At 64.3% G+C, this 14,177-nt stretch carries 14 protein-coding genes; 5 read left to right on the forward strand and 9 right to left on the reverse strand.

Going from position 1 to position 14,177, the window contains the following annotated elements; translation table 11 throughout:
• Positions 1–86: 86 nt before the first annotated feature.
• Positions 87–1,700 (reverse strand): winged helix-turn-helix domain-containing tetratricopeptide repeat protein, encoded by a 1,614-nt coding sequence (locus J2R80_RS33215; protein WP_246786572.1) that lies wholly within the window; start codon positions 1,698–1,700, stop codon positions 87–89.
• A gap of 79 nt (positions 1,701–1,779) precedes the next feature.
• A complete protein-coding gene (locus J2R80_RS33220) occupies positions 1,780–2,043 on the reverse strand; it encodes a hypothetical protein (RefSeq protein WP_141340556.1) in 264 nt (87 codons plus the stop codon).
• A gap of 25 nt (positions 2,044–2,068) precedes the next feature.
• On the opposite strand from J2R80_RS33220, the gene J2R80_RS33225 reads away from it, so the two are divergent.
• Both J2R80_RS33225 and J2R80_RS33230 read left to right on the forward strand, forming a co-directional pair.
• A complete protein-coding gene (locus J2R80_RS33225) occupies positions 2,069–3,082 on the forward strand; it encodes a methyltransferase (RefSeq protein ID WP_141340555.1) in 1,014 nt (337 codons plus the stop codon).
• Between the two features lie 92 nt (positions 3,083–3,174).
• A complete protein-coding gene (locus J2R80_RS33230; RefSeq protein WP_141340554.1) occupies positions 3,175–4,515 on the forward strand; it encodes an MFS transporter in 1,341 nt (446 codons plus the stop codon).
• Positions 4,516–4,531: 16 nt separating this feature from the next.
• Here J2R80_RS33230 and J2R80_RS33235 read toward each other — a convergent pair whose 3' ends face one another.
• On the reverse strand, positions 4,532–5,002 hold the full coding sequence (locus J2R80_RS33235) for a carboxymuconolactone decarboxylase family protein (RefSeq protein ID WP_141340553.1): 471 nt from the start codon (positions 5,000–5,002) through the stop codon (positions 4,532–4,534).
• Complete coding sequence (locus J2R80_RS33240; RefSeq protein ID WP_141340552.1) at positions 4,999–5,406, reverse strand: cupin domain-containing protein; 408 nt, start codon at positions 5,404–5,406, stop codon at positions 4,999–5,001. The genes J2R80_RS33235 and J2R80_RS33240 overlap by 4 nt, the downstream gene beginning before the upstream one ends.
• Positions 5,407–5,494: 88 nt before the next feature.
• Between J2R80_RS33240 and J2R80_RS33245 the strand changes: the two genes are divergently transcribed.
• Positions 5,495–6,949 (forward strand): PLP-dependent aminotransferase family protein, encoded by a 1,455-nt coding sequence (locus tag J2R80_RS33245; protein ID WP_141340551.1) that lies wholly within the window; start codon positions 5,495–5,497, stop codon positions 6,947–6,949.
• Here the strand turns inward: J2R80_RS33245 and J2R80_RS33250 are convergent.
• On the reverse strand, positions 6,927–7,754 hold the full coding sequence (locus tag J2R80_RS33250; protein ID WP_057017274.1) for an SDR family NAD(P)-dependent oxidoreductase: 828 nt from the start codon (positions 7,752–7,754) through the stop codon (positions 6,927–6,929). The genes J2R80_RS33245 and J2R80_RS33250 overlap by 23 nt on opposite strands.
• Positions 7,755–8,015: 261 nt before the next feature.
• Here J2R80_RS33250 and J2R80_RS33255 point away from each other — a divergent pair, with 261 nt between their 5' ends.
• Together J2R80_RS33255 and J2R80_RS33260 are read left to right on the forward strand one after the other, a co-directional pair.
• Positions 8,016–8,369, forward strand: a complete 354-nt coding sequence (locus J2R80_RS33255) for a hypothetical protein (RefSeq protein ID WP_141340550.1) — start codon at positions 8,016–8,018, stop codon at positions 8,367–8,369.
• Between the two features lie 179 nt (positions 8,370–8,548).
• A complete protein-coding gene (locus J2R80_RS33260; RefSeq protein ID WP_141340549.1) occupies positions 8,549–9,181 on the forward strand; it encodes a TerC family protein in 633 nt (210 codons plus the stop codon).
• Positions 9,182–9,244: 63 nt separating this feature from the next.
• On the opposite strand, the gene J2R80_RS33265 is transcribed toward J2R80_RS33260, so the two are convergent.
• The 4 genes from J2R80_RS33265 to J2R80_RS33280 all read right to left on the reverse strand — a co-directional run bounded on the left by J2R80_RS33265 (position 9,245) and on the right by J2R80_RS33280 (position 14,067).
• Positions 9,245–9,964: an RraA family protein gene (locus J2R80_RS33265; RefSeq protein ID WP_028344569.1), complete on the reverse strand. Its 720-nt coding sequence runs from the start codon at positions 9,962–9,964 to the stop codon at positions 9,245–9,247.
• Positions 9,965–10,367: 403 nt separating this feature from the next.
• Entirely contained in the window at positions 10,368–11,249 is an 882-nt protein-coding gene (gene pssA / locus J2R80_RS33270; protein WP_057017306.1) for a CDP-diacylglycerol--serine O-phosphatidyltransferase, read from the reverse strand.
• A 77-nt stretch (positions 11,250–11,326) separates the two neighbouring features.
• Positions 11,327–12,025 (reverse strand): phosphatidylserine decarboxylase, encoded by a 699-nt coding sequence (locus J2R80_RS33275; RefSeq protein ID WP_141340548.1) that lies wholly within the window; start codon positions 12,023–12,025, stop codon positions 11,327–11,329.
• Positions 12,026–12,078: 53 nt separating this feature from the next.
• A complete protein-coding gene (locus tag J2R80_RS33280) occupies positions 12,079–14,067 on the reverse strand; it encodes an ABC transporter ATP-binding protein/permease (RefSeq protein ID WP_253640095.1) in 1,989 nt (662 codons plus the stop codon).
• Between the last annotated feature and the right edge of the window lie 110 nt (positions 14,068–14,177).

A 14,177-nucleotide genomic window follows, 5' to 3' on the forward strand; every position in this document is an offset into this window, starting at 1 on the left:
CGAGTGCATGGTGCGCCGCTGCTGGAGCTCAAATGCAGCTCCTCGTCGCAGCTCTATCCCATTCACGCAGATGATCGAACGCGGCACTAGCTCTCCGGCACGCCGGCCATGCGCATTCCCTCATAAAAGCGCTTACGCTTGGCGAGCCATACCGGATTGTCGGACAGGAAGACGACATTGACGTCGTATCGACGAATGCTGAAGTTGGGATCGAGCGCCAGTCCGGCTTTGGCACTGGATCGTGCTTCCTCGAGGTCTCCCATCATGGCCAACGCGCCAGCCAAGTGAAAGTGAGCGAGCGCAAAATTGGGATTAGCCTCAATGCTCCGGCGAAGCCAGTCCAGCGCCTCGAGGTCTGCATTGGTGCAGGACATCAACTTGGCCATCCCGACAACCATGATCCAGAGAAAGGCACGCGTATCGCGAGGGGACAGTCGTAACGCCTCTTGAATATGCCCCTCGACTTCCTCACCACGCCCCAGCGCATGCTTCCCGAGGCCAATAAACCCATGCGCATCGGCCAAATTCCGATCGAGCGCCAGCGCCTGGCGACATTCAGCGATACCCTTTGCAGCGCGGTGCGTCCGAATTTGAACCGCGCCGAGCAACATGTGGGCTCTGGGGTGATTGGGCGCACGCAACAACACGCCATTCAGCGCCTTCTCCGCGGCCCTGAAATATGCCGGTCCGTCATCGGCCATGGAGGAAGAACCGATCGCAAAATCGACCTGAGCCGCGGCAACCGCTGCTTCAATATTGTCGGGATCAAGCGCGAGGGCGCGCATGAAGAAATCCCTTGCTCGCGCCATAACCGCTGGCGCTATTCCTTTATTCAGGACAGCCCTGCCCTGAAAATAGAGATCCATCGCGTCCGGCTGGGGCAACCGTTCTGCCCGTCGTGCTTCGGCCTTGATAAGCTCGGCGTTCAATGTATTGGCGAGCCGGGATACGATCTCATCCTGCATGTCCAGCAAGTCGGCAGCGGGCTTGTCGAAGCGCTCGGCCCACACATGGGCTCCGGTTTCCGTGTCAGTCAACTGAACGTTCAGGCGAAAGCGATTGCCGCCGCGTTGCACCGACCCTTCCAGCGCGTAACGGACATTCAATTCGCGACCGATCTCCCTCACGTCCACCGCCTTTCCCTTGAAGGTGAACGCAGTGCCCCGGCCGATGACGAACGCGCCGGCGATGCGCGACAGGTCGGTAGTCAGACTGTGAGTCACGCCATCGACAAAATATTCCTGCTCCAGATCGCCGCCAATATTTGTGAATGGTAGAACAACAATGGACAGGTGTGGGACCGAAGATGAACCCGCTGGCCTTCCGGCGTTGTCCGGCATCGACGAGGTCGTGACACTGGCAGAAGCCGGGCGGTCGGCCTGCTCGCCATCCACGACCAGCATGTAGCCGCGGCGAGGCAAGGTTCTCAGGGCCAATCGGCCCGCCCCTCCCAAGGCCTGCCTGATGTCGCCGATGGCCTGGACAAGCGAGTCTTCCGTGACCTCGCAGTCCGACCAGACCTCATCCAATATCTCGTCCTTATGCACCAGGCGCCCGACACGTTGCGCGAGGAGCCGCAGCACCGCCCAGGCTTGAGGACGCAACGGCACGATGTCGCCGCGCCCGTCGAGCAGCAATTCGCGGGCCAGGTCCAAGGTCCGGTCGCCGATCACAATCGAAGGCTGCGATGACTTAAGCAAGAACGCCTCGTTGGGCCATTTCGGAAAATATCGGCAGAATATCGGCGAGGTTTCGGGACCTGGCGGCAATTGTACAGCATCATCTTGCGGCGCGGGATAGCAAAACCGTCCCGAGCAGCGATCCACCAAAAGCGGTCAGCGCCAGGCAGGCCTCCATGATCAGTTCTGTCATCCATACTGCGCTAAGTATTTCAGGTTTCAACCCTTCCCCGGTTGCGGGGACGGACCGGCGATGCGGCCCCGGCGTCAGCGACACCGAGATCAGGATCGGCCAATCAATGCCGCGCAGCGCGCCGCCTTCGAGCCTGAGCAGGTTTGCCCGGGAGTGCTGGACCGGCACCAACGAGCAACATGAGGGGGAATGATCGATGGCCTCTGTCCAAGCATCCGCAAGATTGCTGCATCTTATTCAGTCGCAGCGCGTGACCGCGGTCATCTACGTCGCCGCGAAGCTGGGGATCGCCGAGCTCCTGCGCGATGGATCGCGGCCCCTTGGCGAACTCGTCGAGGCAACCGGCGCGAACAAGCAGGCGCTCCGCCGCCTGCTGACCGCGCTTTCGACCATAGGCATTTGCACGGTCGCTGAAGAGCAATACGCATTGACCGAACTGGGGACTTGCCTTGACGGGGCCGCAACCCAGTCCCTCAAGAACTGGACGATCTTTGAAGGCCAGTTTCTGACCGAATCGTGGACCGGGCTACAGGACTCGATCATGACCGGCAAGACCGCCGCGCAACTGCTTGGCCATGAAAACAGCTTTGATCTCATGGCGCGCGATCCGGAGATGGTCAACATATTCAACGCAGCGATGATGGAGGGGACGCGTCTGGCGATTCCGGATATCCTGGGGGCCTACGACTTCGGTGCGTTCGCTCATCTCATGGATGTCGGCGGCGGCTCCGGCGAACTCGTTGGCGCCATAGCCGGGCAACATCCGCATATCCGAGGGACTATTTTCGACCTTCCGCGCTGCGCCGAATCCACGACTGGCCACCTGAGGCGCAGCGGGCTCAGTGATCGCGTCGAATTCATGGCTGGCGATTTCTTCCAGACGATTCCATCGATCGCGGATGCCATCGTCATGAAGAACATCATTCACGATTGGAGCGATGAGCGCAGCATGGTCATCCTCGCAAACTGTCGAAGGGCGCTCCCCGGAGGGGGCGTGCTCCTGCTTATCGAACGGATCGTGCCGGAATTCCCGAGCGTAAGCGATGCGCACAGGGAACAGACGCTGACCGATCTGCTCATGCTTCGCGGGCCTGGCGGTCTCGAAAGAACGGAAAAGCAGTACGCTTGGCTGTTTCGCGAATCCGGCTTTACTCACACCGCGACCTATCCGGCCGGGCGTCTCAGCGTCATCGAGGCAAAGGTCACCTGAGCTTTCGAGGTCAGACCATTACTCCCGCGCAATGGAGCAGCGACTGGTTCGAAGGACATCATAGGCAAAAGCATACTTTGGAAGGAACAAGAATGCATCTGCCTGCTGCAAGCAAGTCGTCGTCGCCGATATTGGAGAACCCGGCGTACAAGGCCGTGTTCGCCAAGGTCGACTGGCGCCTTATACCTTTGCTACTGATCGCCAGCATGGTCGCCTTTCTCGACCGCATCAACATCGGCTTCGCACAGCTTCAGATGAAGCAGACACTACCGTTTGATGATGCAGTCTACGGGCTCGGCGCGGGCATCTTCTTCGTCGGATATTTCCTGTTTGAGGTGCCCAGCAATCTTCTTCTGGAAAGGATCGGCGCGCGCAAGACTCTGTTGCGGATCATGGTGCTCTGGGGATTGGCGGCGACCGCCATGATGTTCGTATCGACGCCGCTCCAGTTCTATGCGGCGAGGTTCTTCCTTGGTGTCTTTGAGGCCGGCTTCGCCCCGGGCGTGCTGCTGTACTTGACATACTGGTACCCGTCGGTGAGGCGCGGGCAGGTCATCGCGATCCTCGCGTCGGCGCCCCCCATTGTGATGTTCATCGCTGGTCCGCTGTGTGGTTCGATCCTGAAGTATTTCGACGGCGTCAGCGGTCTTTACGGCTGGCAATGGCTGTTTCTGATCCAGGGGTTGCCCGCGCCAATCCTCGGCGTTCTCGTGTATTACCTGCTCAAGGACAAGCCGTTCCAGGCCGCGTGGCTCTCGAAGGGGGAGAAGGCGCTGCTGGACGATGCTTTACAGCATGACGAAGAGAACATCGTGAAGGCGACCTCGGGGACGTTCCGGCAGCTGCTGCGAGACCCGAAGGTCTACCTGTTGTCGCTGGCCTGTTTTTGTCTGCTGGGCGCCAACTACACGATGGTATTCTGGATGCCGACCCTGATCCATAGCTGGGGAGTAAAGGATCCGCTACTGGTCGGCGTCTATCACGCAGTAGCCAACGCTGCGGGTATCGTCTGCATGATCCTGATCGGTCGTCATTCGGACAAGCGGCATGAGCGCCGCTGGCACTATGCGACCTGCGTCACGATTGCCGCCGGCGGCTTGTTCTTTCTCATGTTGCTCCACGGCACTTTTGTTGGTTCGATCCTGGCTCTCTCCTTCGCCGTCATCGGGTTTGTATCAGCGCCGCCGCTCTTCTATGCATTGACCAGTGAGTATCTCTCAGCGGGCGCGGCGGCCGGCGGCCTTGCCCTCGTCACCAGCCTCGGAAATCTCGGTCCGGCGGTAAGCCCGTCGATCACCGGGTTCATCGTGCGGAACACCGGCGACAACATCTATGGCATGTACTTCGTCATGGCGCTGTACTTGCTCTCCGGCGCACTCCTGCTGCTGAGCATGCGGCCCGCAACGAATGAGTTGCTTCCGTCCAGGAGTTGACCCATTCCTGCCAAGATCAAGCCGCCGCAGCGGAATGCTCGACCACAGCCTGCGGCGGGTTGCGGAAGCCGATTGCGATGCGGTTGTAGGTGTTCATCAGGCCGATCGCGATGGTCAGGTCGACCAGTTGCTTCTCGTTGAACACCTCGCGGGCCGCCTGGTAATCGGCTTCCGGAATCGCGGTCTCCGCCACGCGGGTGACGGTTTCGGCCCAGGCCAGCGCGGCGCGCTCCTCGGCGTCGAACAGCGCCTCGGCCTCGCGCCAGACCTGCAGCACCGCAAGCTTCTCGACCTTGACGCCCATCTTCAGCAGGCTGCGGGTATGCGAGTCCAGGCAATAGGCGCAGCCGTTGATTTGCGATATCCGCAGATAGACCAGTTCGACGAGCTGCGCGGAAAGCCCGCTTTGCGTGATGTAGCCATAGACGCCGCCGAGCGCCTTGATGCCCGCTGGCGCGACCTTGTTGTAGTCGATCCGCATGCTCATTGCTTGTGTCCTTCCTTGTCGAACACAGTCAGCGCCTTGTCGTTGCTGTCGACGACGAACACCGCAAGCAGCTTCGCCGGTTCGGTCGCGCTCGCGTTGCGCCCGAGCACGTGATGCGCGCCGGGCGGCTCGAAGAAGCTGTCGCCGGCCCGATAGACATGCGCGGCCTCGCCTTCCAGCTGGCTCTCGATCGCGCCCTGGAGCACGTAGACATAGAGAAACGCCGATTTGGCGTGATGATGCGGCGCCGACGGCTCGCCGGGCGGAAAGTTGACCTCCACCGCGATCAGCGACTTGCCGGGAATGTTCGTGATCATATGCTCGAATTTCGGCGTCACCGATTGCGCCATCGCCGGAGTCGCAAGGGCCGCGCAGGCCAGCAGCGTTGTCATCAAGGTCTTCATCTCGTGCCTCCATCGCTACCGGATAGATGCGGGCACGCATGGCCAAAAAGAAGCACCAAGAATGAACCGAATTGGTGTACCACGGGCCATGCCCAACCCGCTTCCCATCGCGCTCGACCGGTCGGCCAGGACGCCGCTCTCCGAGCAGATCCGCAAGGCGATCGCGGCGGCGATCGACAAGGGCGTGCTGGTGCCGGGCGCCCGGCTGCCATCGTGGCTCGACCTTGCCGCGCAGCTCGGCGTTGCGCGCGGCACCGTGCGGGCGGCCTATGACAAGCTGTCGGACGCCCAGCACATCGTGTCGTCGAAGGCGGGCGGCACCACCGTCGCGAGGCGGCCCAGGAAGGCCGCCAAGCCCGATGCGCCGGTCGCTCCCGGATCGGTCGTGGAGATGTTTCGCGATCTGAGCGGTCAGGGACACTTCCGGATGGGCGTCCCCGCGCAGGATAGCCTCCCCGCCAAGCTGCTGGCGCGAATCCGCGCGCGCGCCGTCCGGGCGGAATTGAGCGCGGTGATGCGCTATGTCGATCCACGCGGCGAGCTCGAATTGAGACGCGAGATCGCGGCGCATCTCGCGATCGCGCGCGGGCTCGAATGCTCGCCCGCGCAGATCGTCATCACCTCGGGATTCAGCGGAGGACTCGGCCTCGCGATGCGCGTGCTCGGCCTCGAAGGCCGCCGCGCGTGGATGGAAGACCCGGGATTTCCATTGACGCGAAAGGGCCTCGAGCTCGGCCGGCTGGAGGTCGTCCCGATCCCCGTCGATGCCAACGGCATCGATGTCGAGCACGGTCTCAAGCACGCCCCCGACGCGGCGCTCGCGGTCGTGACCCCGGGCCAGCAGGCGCCGCTCGGCCCGCCGCTGTCGCCGCAACGTCGCGCGCAGCTGCTCGACTGGGCCGCCCAAACCGGAGCCTTCATCATCGAGGACGACTATCTCGGCGAATTGCAGCTCAATGGCCGTGCCGCGCCGGCGCTCGCCTCGCTCGATCGCGCCGGCCGGGTGATCCATCTCGGCTCCTTCAGCAAGACGATCTCGCCGACGCTGCGCCTCGGCTTCCTGGTTGCGCCAGAGCCATTGGCGGCGCAGTTCGCCGATGTCGCGACGTGCCTGGTCCCCGCTCCCGGCCCAGCGGTGCAGCTGTCCACCGCGGAGTTCATGCGCGACGGTCACTACATCCGCCATCTCAGGCGAACCAAGCGGGCCTATTGCGACAACCGCGATGCGCTAACGACGGCGCTACGGAGCTGGAGCAACGACGTGCAGGTTGCCGGCCTCGCCGTCATGCTGACGCTGCCGGACAAGACCGCCGATGTCGAGATCGTCAGGGCACTGCTCGCGCACGGGCTGGCGCCCGCCCCGCTCTCGCCCTGGTATTTCTCACCGAAGCGCGCGCAGCCGGGTCTCTTGCTCGGCATTGCAACGGTGCCGGATCGCGGCGTTCCGGCCGCATGCAAGCGCCTGTTCGAGGCGATCCGCACCCAAGGTCGCGTCCAAAGTGCGCCGGTCTCGCGCCGGATCAGGAAGCCCGCAGCCCGGTGAGCGTCAGGCTCAACGCCTTGAGCCGCTTGCGCGCCTCGGCGTCATAGGCCTGGGCATGGGCGCGCGCCTCGCGCTTGCCGTCGAAGAACAGCCCGCTCCGGCCTGCCACATCGTCGTCCTGGACCAGACGCAGGATGGCATCACCGCCCTGCTCGACGGTCGAGATCGGCGTCGCGCCGCTGGCGCGCACCATGGTGGTGTTCATGTAGGTCGCGGGGTGCAGCGAGTTGACGGTCACGCCGGAGCCTTCCAGCTCCGTGGCCAGGTCGATGGTGAACATGATCTGCGACAGCTTGCTCTGCGCATAGGCGCGCGCACCGCTGTAGTTCTTCGTGATCATCACGTCACCGAAATCGATCGGGTGCTGGCCGAGCGACGCGACATTGACGATGCGCGCCGGCGCGCTCGCCTTGAGCCGCGGCAGCAACAGATGCGCGAGCAGGAAGCCGGCGAGATAGTTGACCGCGAAGCGCAGCTCGTGGCCGTCCTTGCTGGTCTGCCGCGCCGGCCCCTCGTTTTGCGAACCGATGCCCGCGTTGCTGACGAACACATCAAGGCGTTCCTGGTCGTCGAGCACCAGCTGGGCGAACTCGCGGACCTCGGCGAGCGAGGACAGATCGGCCTGGTAGAACATCGGCTCGCGGCCGCTGAGGCGCTTGATCTCGTCGGCGAGCGTCTGCGCCCGCTTGGTATCGCGGCCGTGGATCAGGACCCGGGCGCCAGCCGACGCCAGCTTCATCGCGACGTAGCGGCCGACGCCGTCGGTGGAACCGGTGATCAGCACCGTCTTGCCTGCCATATTCATCGAAATTGCCTTTCGATCGTTCGCCCAGCGCTGCCAGCAAAGATAAAGGCGCCGCGCGGACTTTGCCATGGCATGCCACCACGCCGGCGGCGCCAAAATGGCGTCCAAGATCACCCCCCCGGGGCTCGGGCCTTCTCCGGAACCGCATACGTACATCTTGTCGCGCGGCCGGCGGTCGCGCGGCGCCGCGTCGCGCGTCAAGGAGATCGCGTTCTGATATCCTCGACGTGAACGACAAGTCAGGATCGGTAAAGGACCGGAATGTCCTCGATCATTCCAGAAACGATGCTGCGAAAGACTCCCTCTCTGGAGCCGTTCGGCATGCTGCTGTTGTTCGGCGCGCTGACCGCGCTGCCGATCGTCCTGACGCTCCGTCTGGTTGAGCCTGCACTCGTGCTGCCCGTTCTCAGCCTGTTGTTGTTCGTCCAGGCAGCCGTTGCTGCGATTGCGGCGCGCGTGATCCACGCGCGCTCAACCGTGGCGAACCTCACGCTGTGGGATTTTGCCGGCGCGTTCACCTTCATGGGGTGCGCAGCGGCGATCCTCGGCGAACCGGATCAGGCGGCGCTGTTCTTCGAGGAAGAAGCAGCAATGCGTCCGGTGTCACGACCGTAATCCCAGGCCGGGCCCCTCTGGCAGCCACAAGCTGCGATGTCGGACTGGAACTCAGTTGGAGTGGCCCTGCTTCGACCCGCGACGCGGATAAGCGTCGCGGTGGATTTGCCGTCCGCATGACGGCAAGAGCCGGTTTCGTCGAAAGGGTCCGCTCCCCGACCTCAAGGGGAACATGACCCATGTCCGAACTATTTTCGCCCGAGTTGTTTTCACTCGACGCCCTCAGCGCATTGCTGCAGGTCGTCGTCATCGACCTCGTGCTGGCCGGTGACAACGCCGTCGTGATCGGCCTTGCCGCGGCCGGCCTGCCGGAGAAGCAGCGCGGCAAGGCGATCCTGATCGGCATCGGTGCCGCGACACTGCTGCGCATCCTGTTCGCCCTGGTCACCACGCAGCTGATGCAGATCGTCGGCCTGCTGCTGGCCGGCGGCATCCTGCTATTGTGGGTGTGCTGGAAGATGTGGCGCGAGCTGCGCGCCGACGCGCACGAGACCACGGCCGAACACGCCGATGGCGCAAAGGGCCAGCGCAAGACGCTGTGGCAGGCCACCACGCAGATCATCGTTGCCGACGTCTCGATGTCGCTCGACAACGTGCTGGCGGTCGCGGGTGCGGCGCGCGAGCAGCCGATCGTGCTGGTGTTCGGCCTCGCGCTCTCGATCGCGATGATGGGCGCGGCGGCCTCCGTCATCGCGCGGCTGCTGCAGAACCACCGCTGGATCGCCTATGTCGGACTCGCCGTGATCCTCTATGTCGCCATCGACATGACGGTTCGCGGGGCGAACGAGATCGCGAAGGTGGCTCCGGCCTGACACCGAAAGCAAAACGGCGGGCCCTCCGGCCCGCCGCTCTGCAAATCGACAACGCGTGCTGCCTCAGTGGATCTCCGCCGAACGCTTCAGCGCGTCCTTCAGCTTCTCCAGTGAGAAATCCTTGCTGCGCGCGATGTCCAGGATCGGGGTCTCGCGGCGGCCGCAGAGTTCGGCGGCCTCGGGCAGCTTCGCCGCGACCTCATAGGGGATCACGATGGCGCCGTGGCTGTCGGCGTGGATCAGATCGTCGGATCGCACCGTCATGCCGGCGACGCGGACCTCGCCGCCAAAGCTCTCGGCATGCACCCAGGCGTGCGACGGGCCGATCGAGCCGGCCAGCGCCTGGAAGCCCGGCGCCCATTGCGGGATGTCGCGGATCGAGCCGTCGGTGATGACGCCGAGGCAGCCGAGCGCCTTGTGCACGTTGCTCTGCACCTCGCCCCAGAACGCACCATAGCCGACGTCCGGGCCGTCGATGTCCTGGATGACAGAGATGCGCGGGCCGAAGCCGGTGCCGACATATTCGTAATATTCGATGCGGCGCTTCGACTGCTCCTCGGCCGAGAGGCCGGATTTCAGCACCGAGCGGATCGTCGTGGTGCGGGCGTAGCCGACCATCGGCGGCAGCGTCGGGAACGGGCAGACCAGCGGCTTCACGGTGTAGCCGATCAGACGGCGCTCCGGCGCGACGATCTCCATCGCGTTGCAGATCGTCGGCGTGTCGTAGCGCGCCAACGCTTCAAGGACGGAAGCAGGAAGCGGGGCGGAAGCGGATGTCGTCACGGCGTTTCTCTCCTGATTTTTGGCGTCAGATCATGATGCGTTTCCAGGGAAACGCATCATGATCTCATTTCTTTGTTTGAGCATGATCTTTTCGGAAAACCGGTCTCCACTTTTCCGGATCATGCTCGAGCGGGCCGTCTCAGCCTATAGCCGAGATCGCAGGCGAACCCAACCGAGGCACGCTCATGGCTGATATTTGCTGGAATGAAACCACTCTATCACCGTCACCCCCGCGCAACGGCGAAGCCGTTGTCGCTGGAGGTGGCCGCTTCTTCAGCGGCCCTCGAAGGGTCGACGGCCCCAATCTCGGAGCCGGGCCGTACATCCTTCGAGGCTCGCCCGGCGGCGCAATTGCGCCGCAAGGCTCGCACCTCAGGATGACGGTCGACTACCGAGGGCGCACTCAGTGCAGATGCGTCGGACGATCGTCGTGGTCACTCTCCGCGACCGGCGCCGTATAGGGAGCAGCGGCCTGCGCCGCCACCGGCGCGCCCGCAGCTTGCGTCTGCGCGGCAAGCTGGCGCTCCTGGTCGCGGTAGGACTTCCAGCCCCAGGGCAGGCTGATCAGATAGAGCACCGAGCCCGCCGACAGGATGTGCCAGGGATAGCCGATCAGCAGCGCGACGATGAACACCACCGACACGAACACCGGCAGCACCATTTCCGGCGGCACGCGCATCTTCACGGTCTTGCCGGAGAACACCGGCAGCCGCGACACCATCAGGAAGGCGATCAACAGCGTGTAGAACGCCGTCAGCGTCGCCGGCGGCATCGGCACGCCGAGGAAGGCGAGATAGATCGGCAGCAGCACGGTGATCGCACCGGCCGGCGCCGGCACGCCAGTGAAATAGTTGGCGGCAAACGCCGGCTTGTTCGGATCGTCGATCGAGGCATTGAAGCGCGCAAGCCGCAGGCCGCCGGAGATCGCGAACACCATCGCGGCGATCCAGCCGCCATTGTTCAATTCATGCAGCTGCCAGAAATACAGGATCAGGCCCGGCGCGACGCCGAAATTGACGAAGTCGGCGAGGCTGTCGAGCTCCGCGCCGAATTTCGACTGGCCCTTGATCATGCGCGCGACGCGGCCATCGATGCCGTCGAGGATCGCGGCGAACACGATGGCGGCGACCGCCAGCTCCATCCGCCCTTCCGTCGACAGCCGGATCGCGGTCAGCCCGGCGCAAATCGCCAGCAGCGTGATCATGTTCGGCACCAGCATCCGCACCGGGATCGGGCGGAACCGGCGGCGGCGATACTCGGTGGAATTCGGATCGAATGGCGTCATGGCCTGATGAATATAGCAAGCGCCGTCCGGCTCCGCCATTGCGGCGGGAACCGGCTGATGGGGCTGGCGAAACAGAGTTAATCGGCGCGGTAAGTCCGGCCCGGATCGGCGTTGCGGAAATCCGCCAGAATCGTCTCGCCGGCGACCGCGGTCTGCCCCTCCGAGACCAGCGCCTTGGTGCCCTCGGGCAGATAGACGTCGAGCCGCGAGCCGAAGCGGATCAGGCCGAAGCGCTCGCCGGCGCCGATCGACTGGCCCTCCTTGACGAAGCAGACGATGCGCCGCGCCACGAGGCCTGCGATCTGGACCACGCCAATGCGCCCGTTGGAGGTCGAGATCACGAGCGAATTGCGCTCATTGTCCTCGCTCGCCTTGTCGAGCTCGGCATTGATGAAGGCGCCGGGCCGGTAGGTAATGCGGTCGATGCGGCCGACCACCGGGCTGCGGTTCACATGGCAGTTGAACACGCTCATGAATACCGAGACACGCGGCAGCGGCTTGTCGCCGAGCCCGAGCTCGGCCGGCGGCAGCGCCTGCACCACCATCGAGACGCGGCCGTCGGCCGGCGATACCACGATGCCGTCGCGCAGCGGCGTCACGCGAACCGGATCGCGGAAGAACAGCGCGCACCAGACGGTCAGCAGCGTCCCGATCCAGCCCAGCGGGGTCCAGATCCAGAACAGGATCAGGCTCGCCAGAGCGAAGCCGCCGATAAAGGGATAGCCCTCGGGGTGGATCGGCGGGATCTGCGCGCGGATGGAGTTGGCGATCGACATCAGAGCTCGCTTGCGTTTCCCCGCCCCATTTGGCGGGAGAGGCCCTAAATCGACTATTCCGCGGCGGTCGGCAAGGGTTTCTCACCCGCATCAGGGCTGGAATCCTCCGACGTTTCGGTGACCGCCGGCGGCAGCCGATTCGGCGCGGTGCCGTCGTCATCGACCTGGGCGAGCCGTTCGCGGGCCTCCTCGGCCTCGCGTTGCCGGTTCCACATGCTGGCATAGAGGCCGTCGGCGGCCAAAAGCCGCGCGTGGGTGCCGCGCTCGGCGATCCGGCCCTGGTCCAGCACGATGATCTCGTCGACGCCGACGATGGTCGACAGCCGGTGCGCGATCACCAGCGAGGTGCGGTTGCGCGAGACCCGCTCCAGCGCGCCCTGGATCTCGTGCTCGGTGTGGCTGTCGAGCGCGGAGGTCGCCTCGTCCAGCACCAGGATCGGCGGCGCCTTCAGCACCGTGCGCGCGATCGCAACGCGCTGCTTCTCGCCGCCGGAGAGTTTCAGGCCGCGCTCGCCGACCTGCGTCTCATAGCCCTGCGGCGACATCCGGATGAAGCCGTCGATCTGCGCGAGGCGCGCCGCCTCCTCCACCTCGTCGTCGCCGGCATCCCAGCGGCCATAGCGGATGTTGTAGCGGATGGTGTCGTTGAACAGCACGGTGTCCTGCGGCACCATGCCGATCGCCGAGCGCAGCGAGGCCTGCGTCACGGTCTTGATGTCCTGGCCGTCGATCAGGATGCGGCCGCTCGAGACGTCGTAGAGGCGGAACAGCAGCCGCGAGATCGTCGACTTGCCGGCGCCGGAGGGACCGACGATCGCAACCGTCTTGCCGGCCGGCACCTCGAAGCTCAGGCCCTTGAGGATCGGCCGGTCCGCCTCGTAGGAGAAGCGGACATCCTCGAACCGCACGCTGCCGGATGACACCGCGAGCGGCTTGGCCCCCGGAATGTCCCTCACCTCGGGATCGCGCGCCAGCACGTCGAACATCTTCTCGATGTCGATGATCGCCTGCTTGATCTCGCGATAGACCATGCCCATGAAATTCAGCGGCTGGTAGAGCTGGATCATCATCGAATTGATCAGCACGAAATCGCCGACAGTGTGGGTGCCGTTGCGGATGCCGAACGCGCACATCAGCATGGTCGCGGTCAGCCCGGCGGTGAAGATGATCGCCTGCCCGGTGTTGAGCACCGCGAGCGAGGTATAGGTCTTCACGCTGGCCTGCTCGTAGCGCTCCATCGAGCGGTCGTAGCGCCGCGCCTCGCGCTCCTCGGCGCCGAAATATTTCACCGTCTCGTAGTTGAGCAGCGAGTCGATCGCCTTGGTGTTCGCCTCGGTGTCGGAATCGTTCATCCTGCGGCGGATCTCGATCCGCCACTCGGTCGCGATATAGGTGAAGTACATGAACACGACGACCGTGAGCAGCACCGCGAGCACGTAGCGCCAGTCGAACTGCCAGAGCAGCACCGCCGCCAGCAGCGCGACCTCGACGATGGTCGGGATCAGCTGCAGGATCACCATCCGCACGATGGTCTCGATGCCGGAGCGGCCGCGCTCAAGGACGCGGGTCAGGCCGCCGGTCTTGCGCTCGAGATGGAAGCGCAGCGACAGCTCATGCATGTGCACGAAGGTGATATAGGCGAGCCGCCGCACCGCATGCATGGCGACGCGGGCGAAGATGCCGTCGCGCCACTGCGTCAGCACCGCCATGATGATGCGCACCGCGCCGTAGCTGATCGTCATCAGCACCGGCGAGGCGATCAGCCAGACCACCCAGTTCGAGGCCGCGACCGGCGCCGAGCCGGTGCCGTTCAGCGCATCGATCGCCCATTTGAAGGTGAACGGCACCGACAGCGTCGCGAGCTTGGCGAACAGCAGCAGCACCACCGACCAGATCACGCGCGTCTTCAAATCGGCGCGATCGCCGGGCCAGATGTAGGGCCAGAGACGAACGAGGGTGCCGAGCAGCGTCCCCTTCTCGGCGGCCGGCGGCGTGGCCGTGGGCTGTGCGGCGCCGGTCACACTCTGTTGCGGCGGCACCATCAGGCGCCCGCCCGCGCGGCCACGGCGCGGCGCTCCGCTGCGACATCTTTTCCACGGTTTGCCATTGTGCCCGTCATATAGATCGTTTGAACGCGGCGTACAGGCTTATG

Source organism: Bradyrhizobium sp. USDA 4541, assembly GCF_024171085.1.
In the GTDB taxonomy this organism is placed as follows: Bacteria; Pseudomonadota; Alphaproteobacteria; order Rhizobiales; family Xanthobacteraceae; genus Bradyrhizobium; species Bradyrhizobium australafricanum.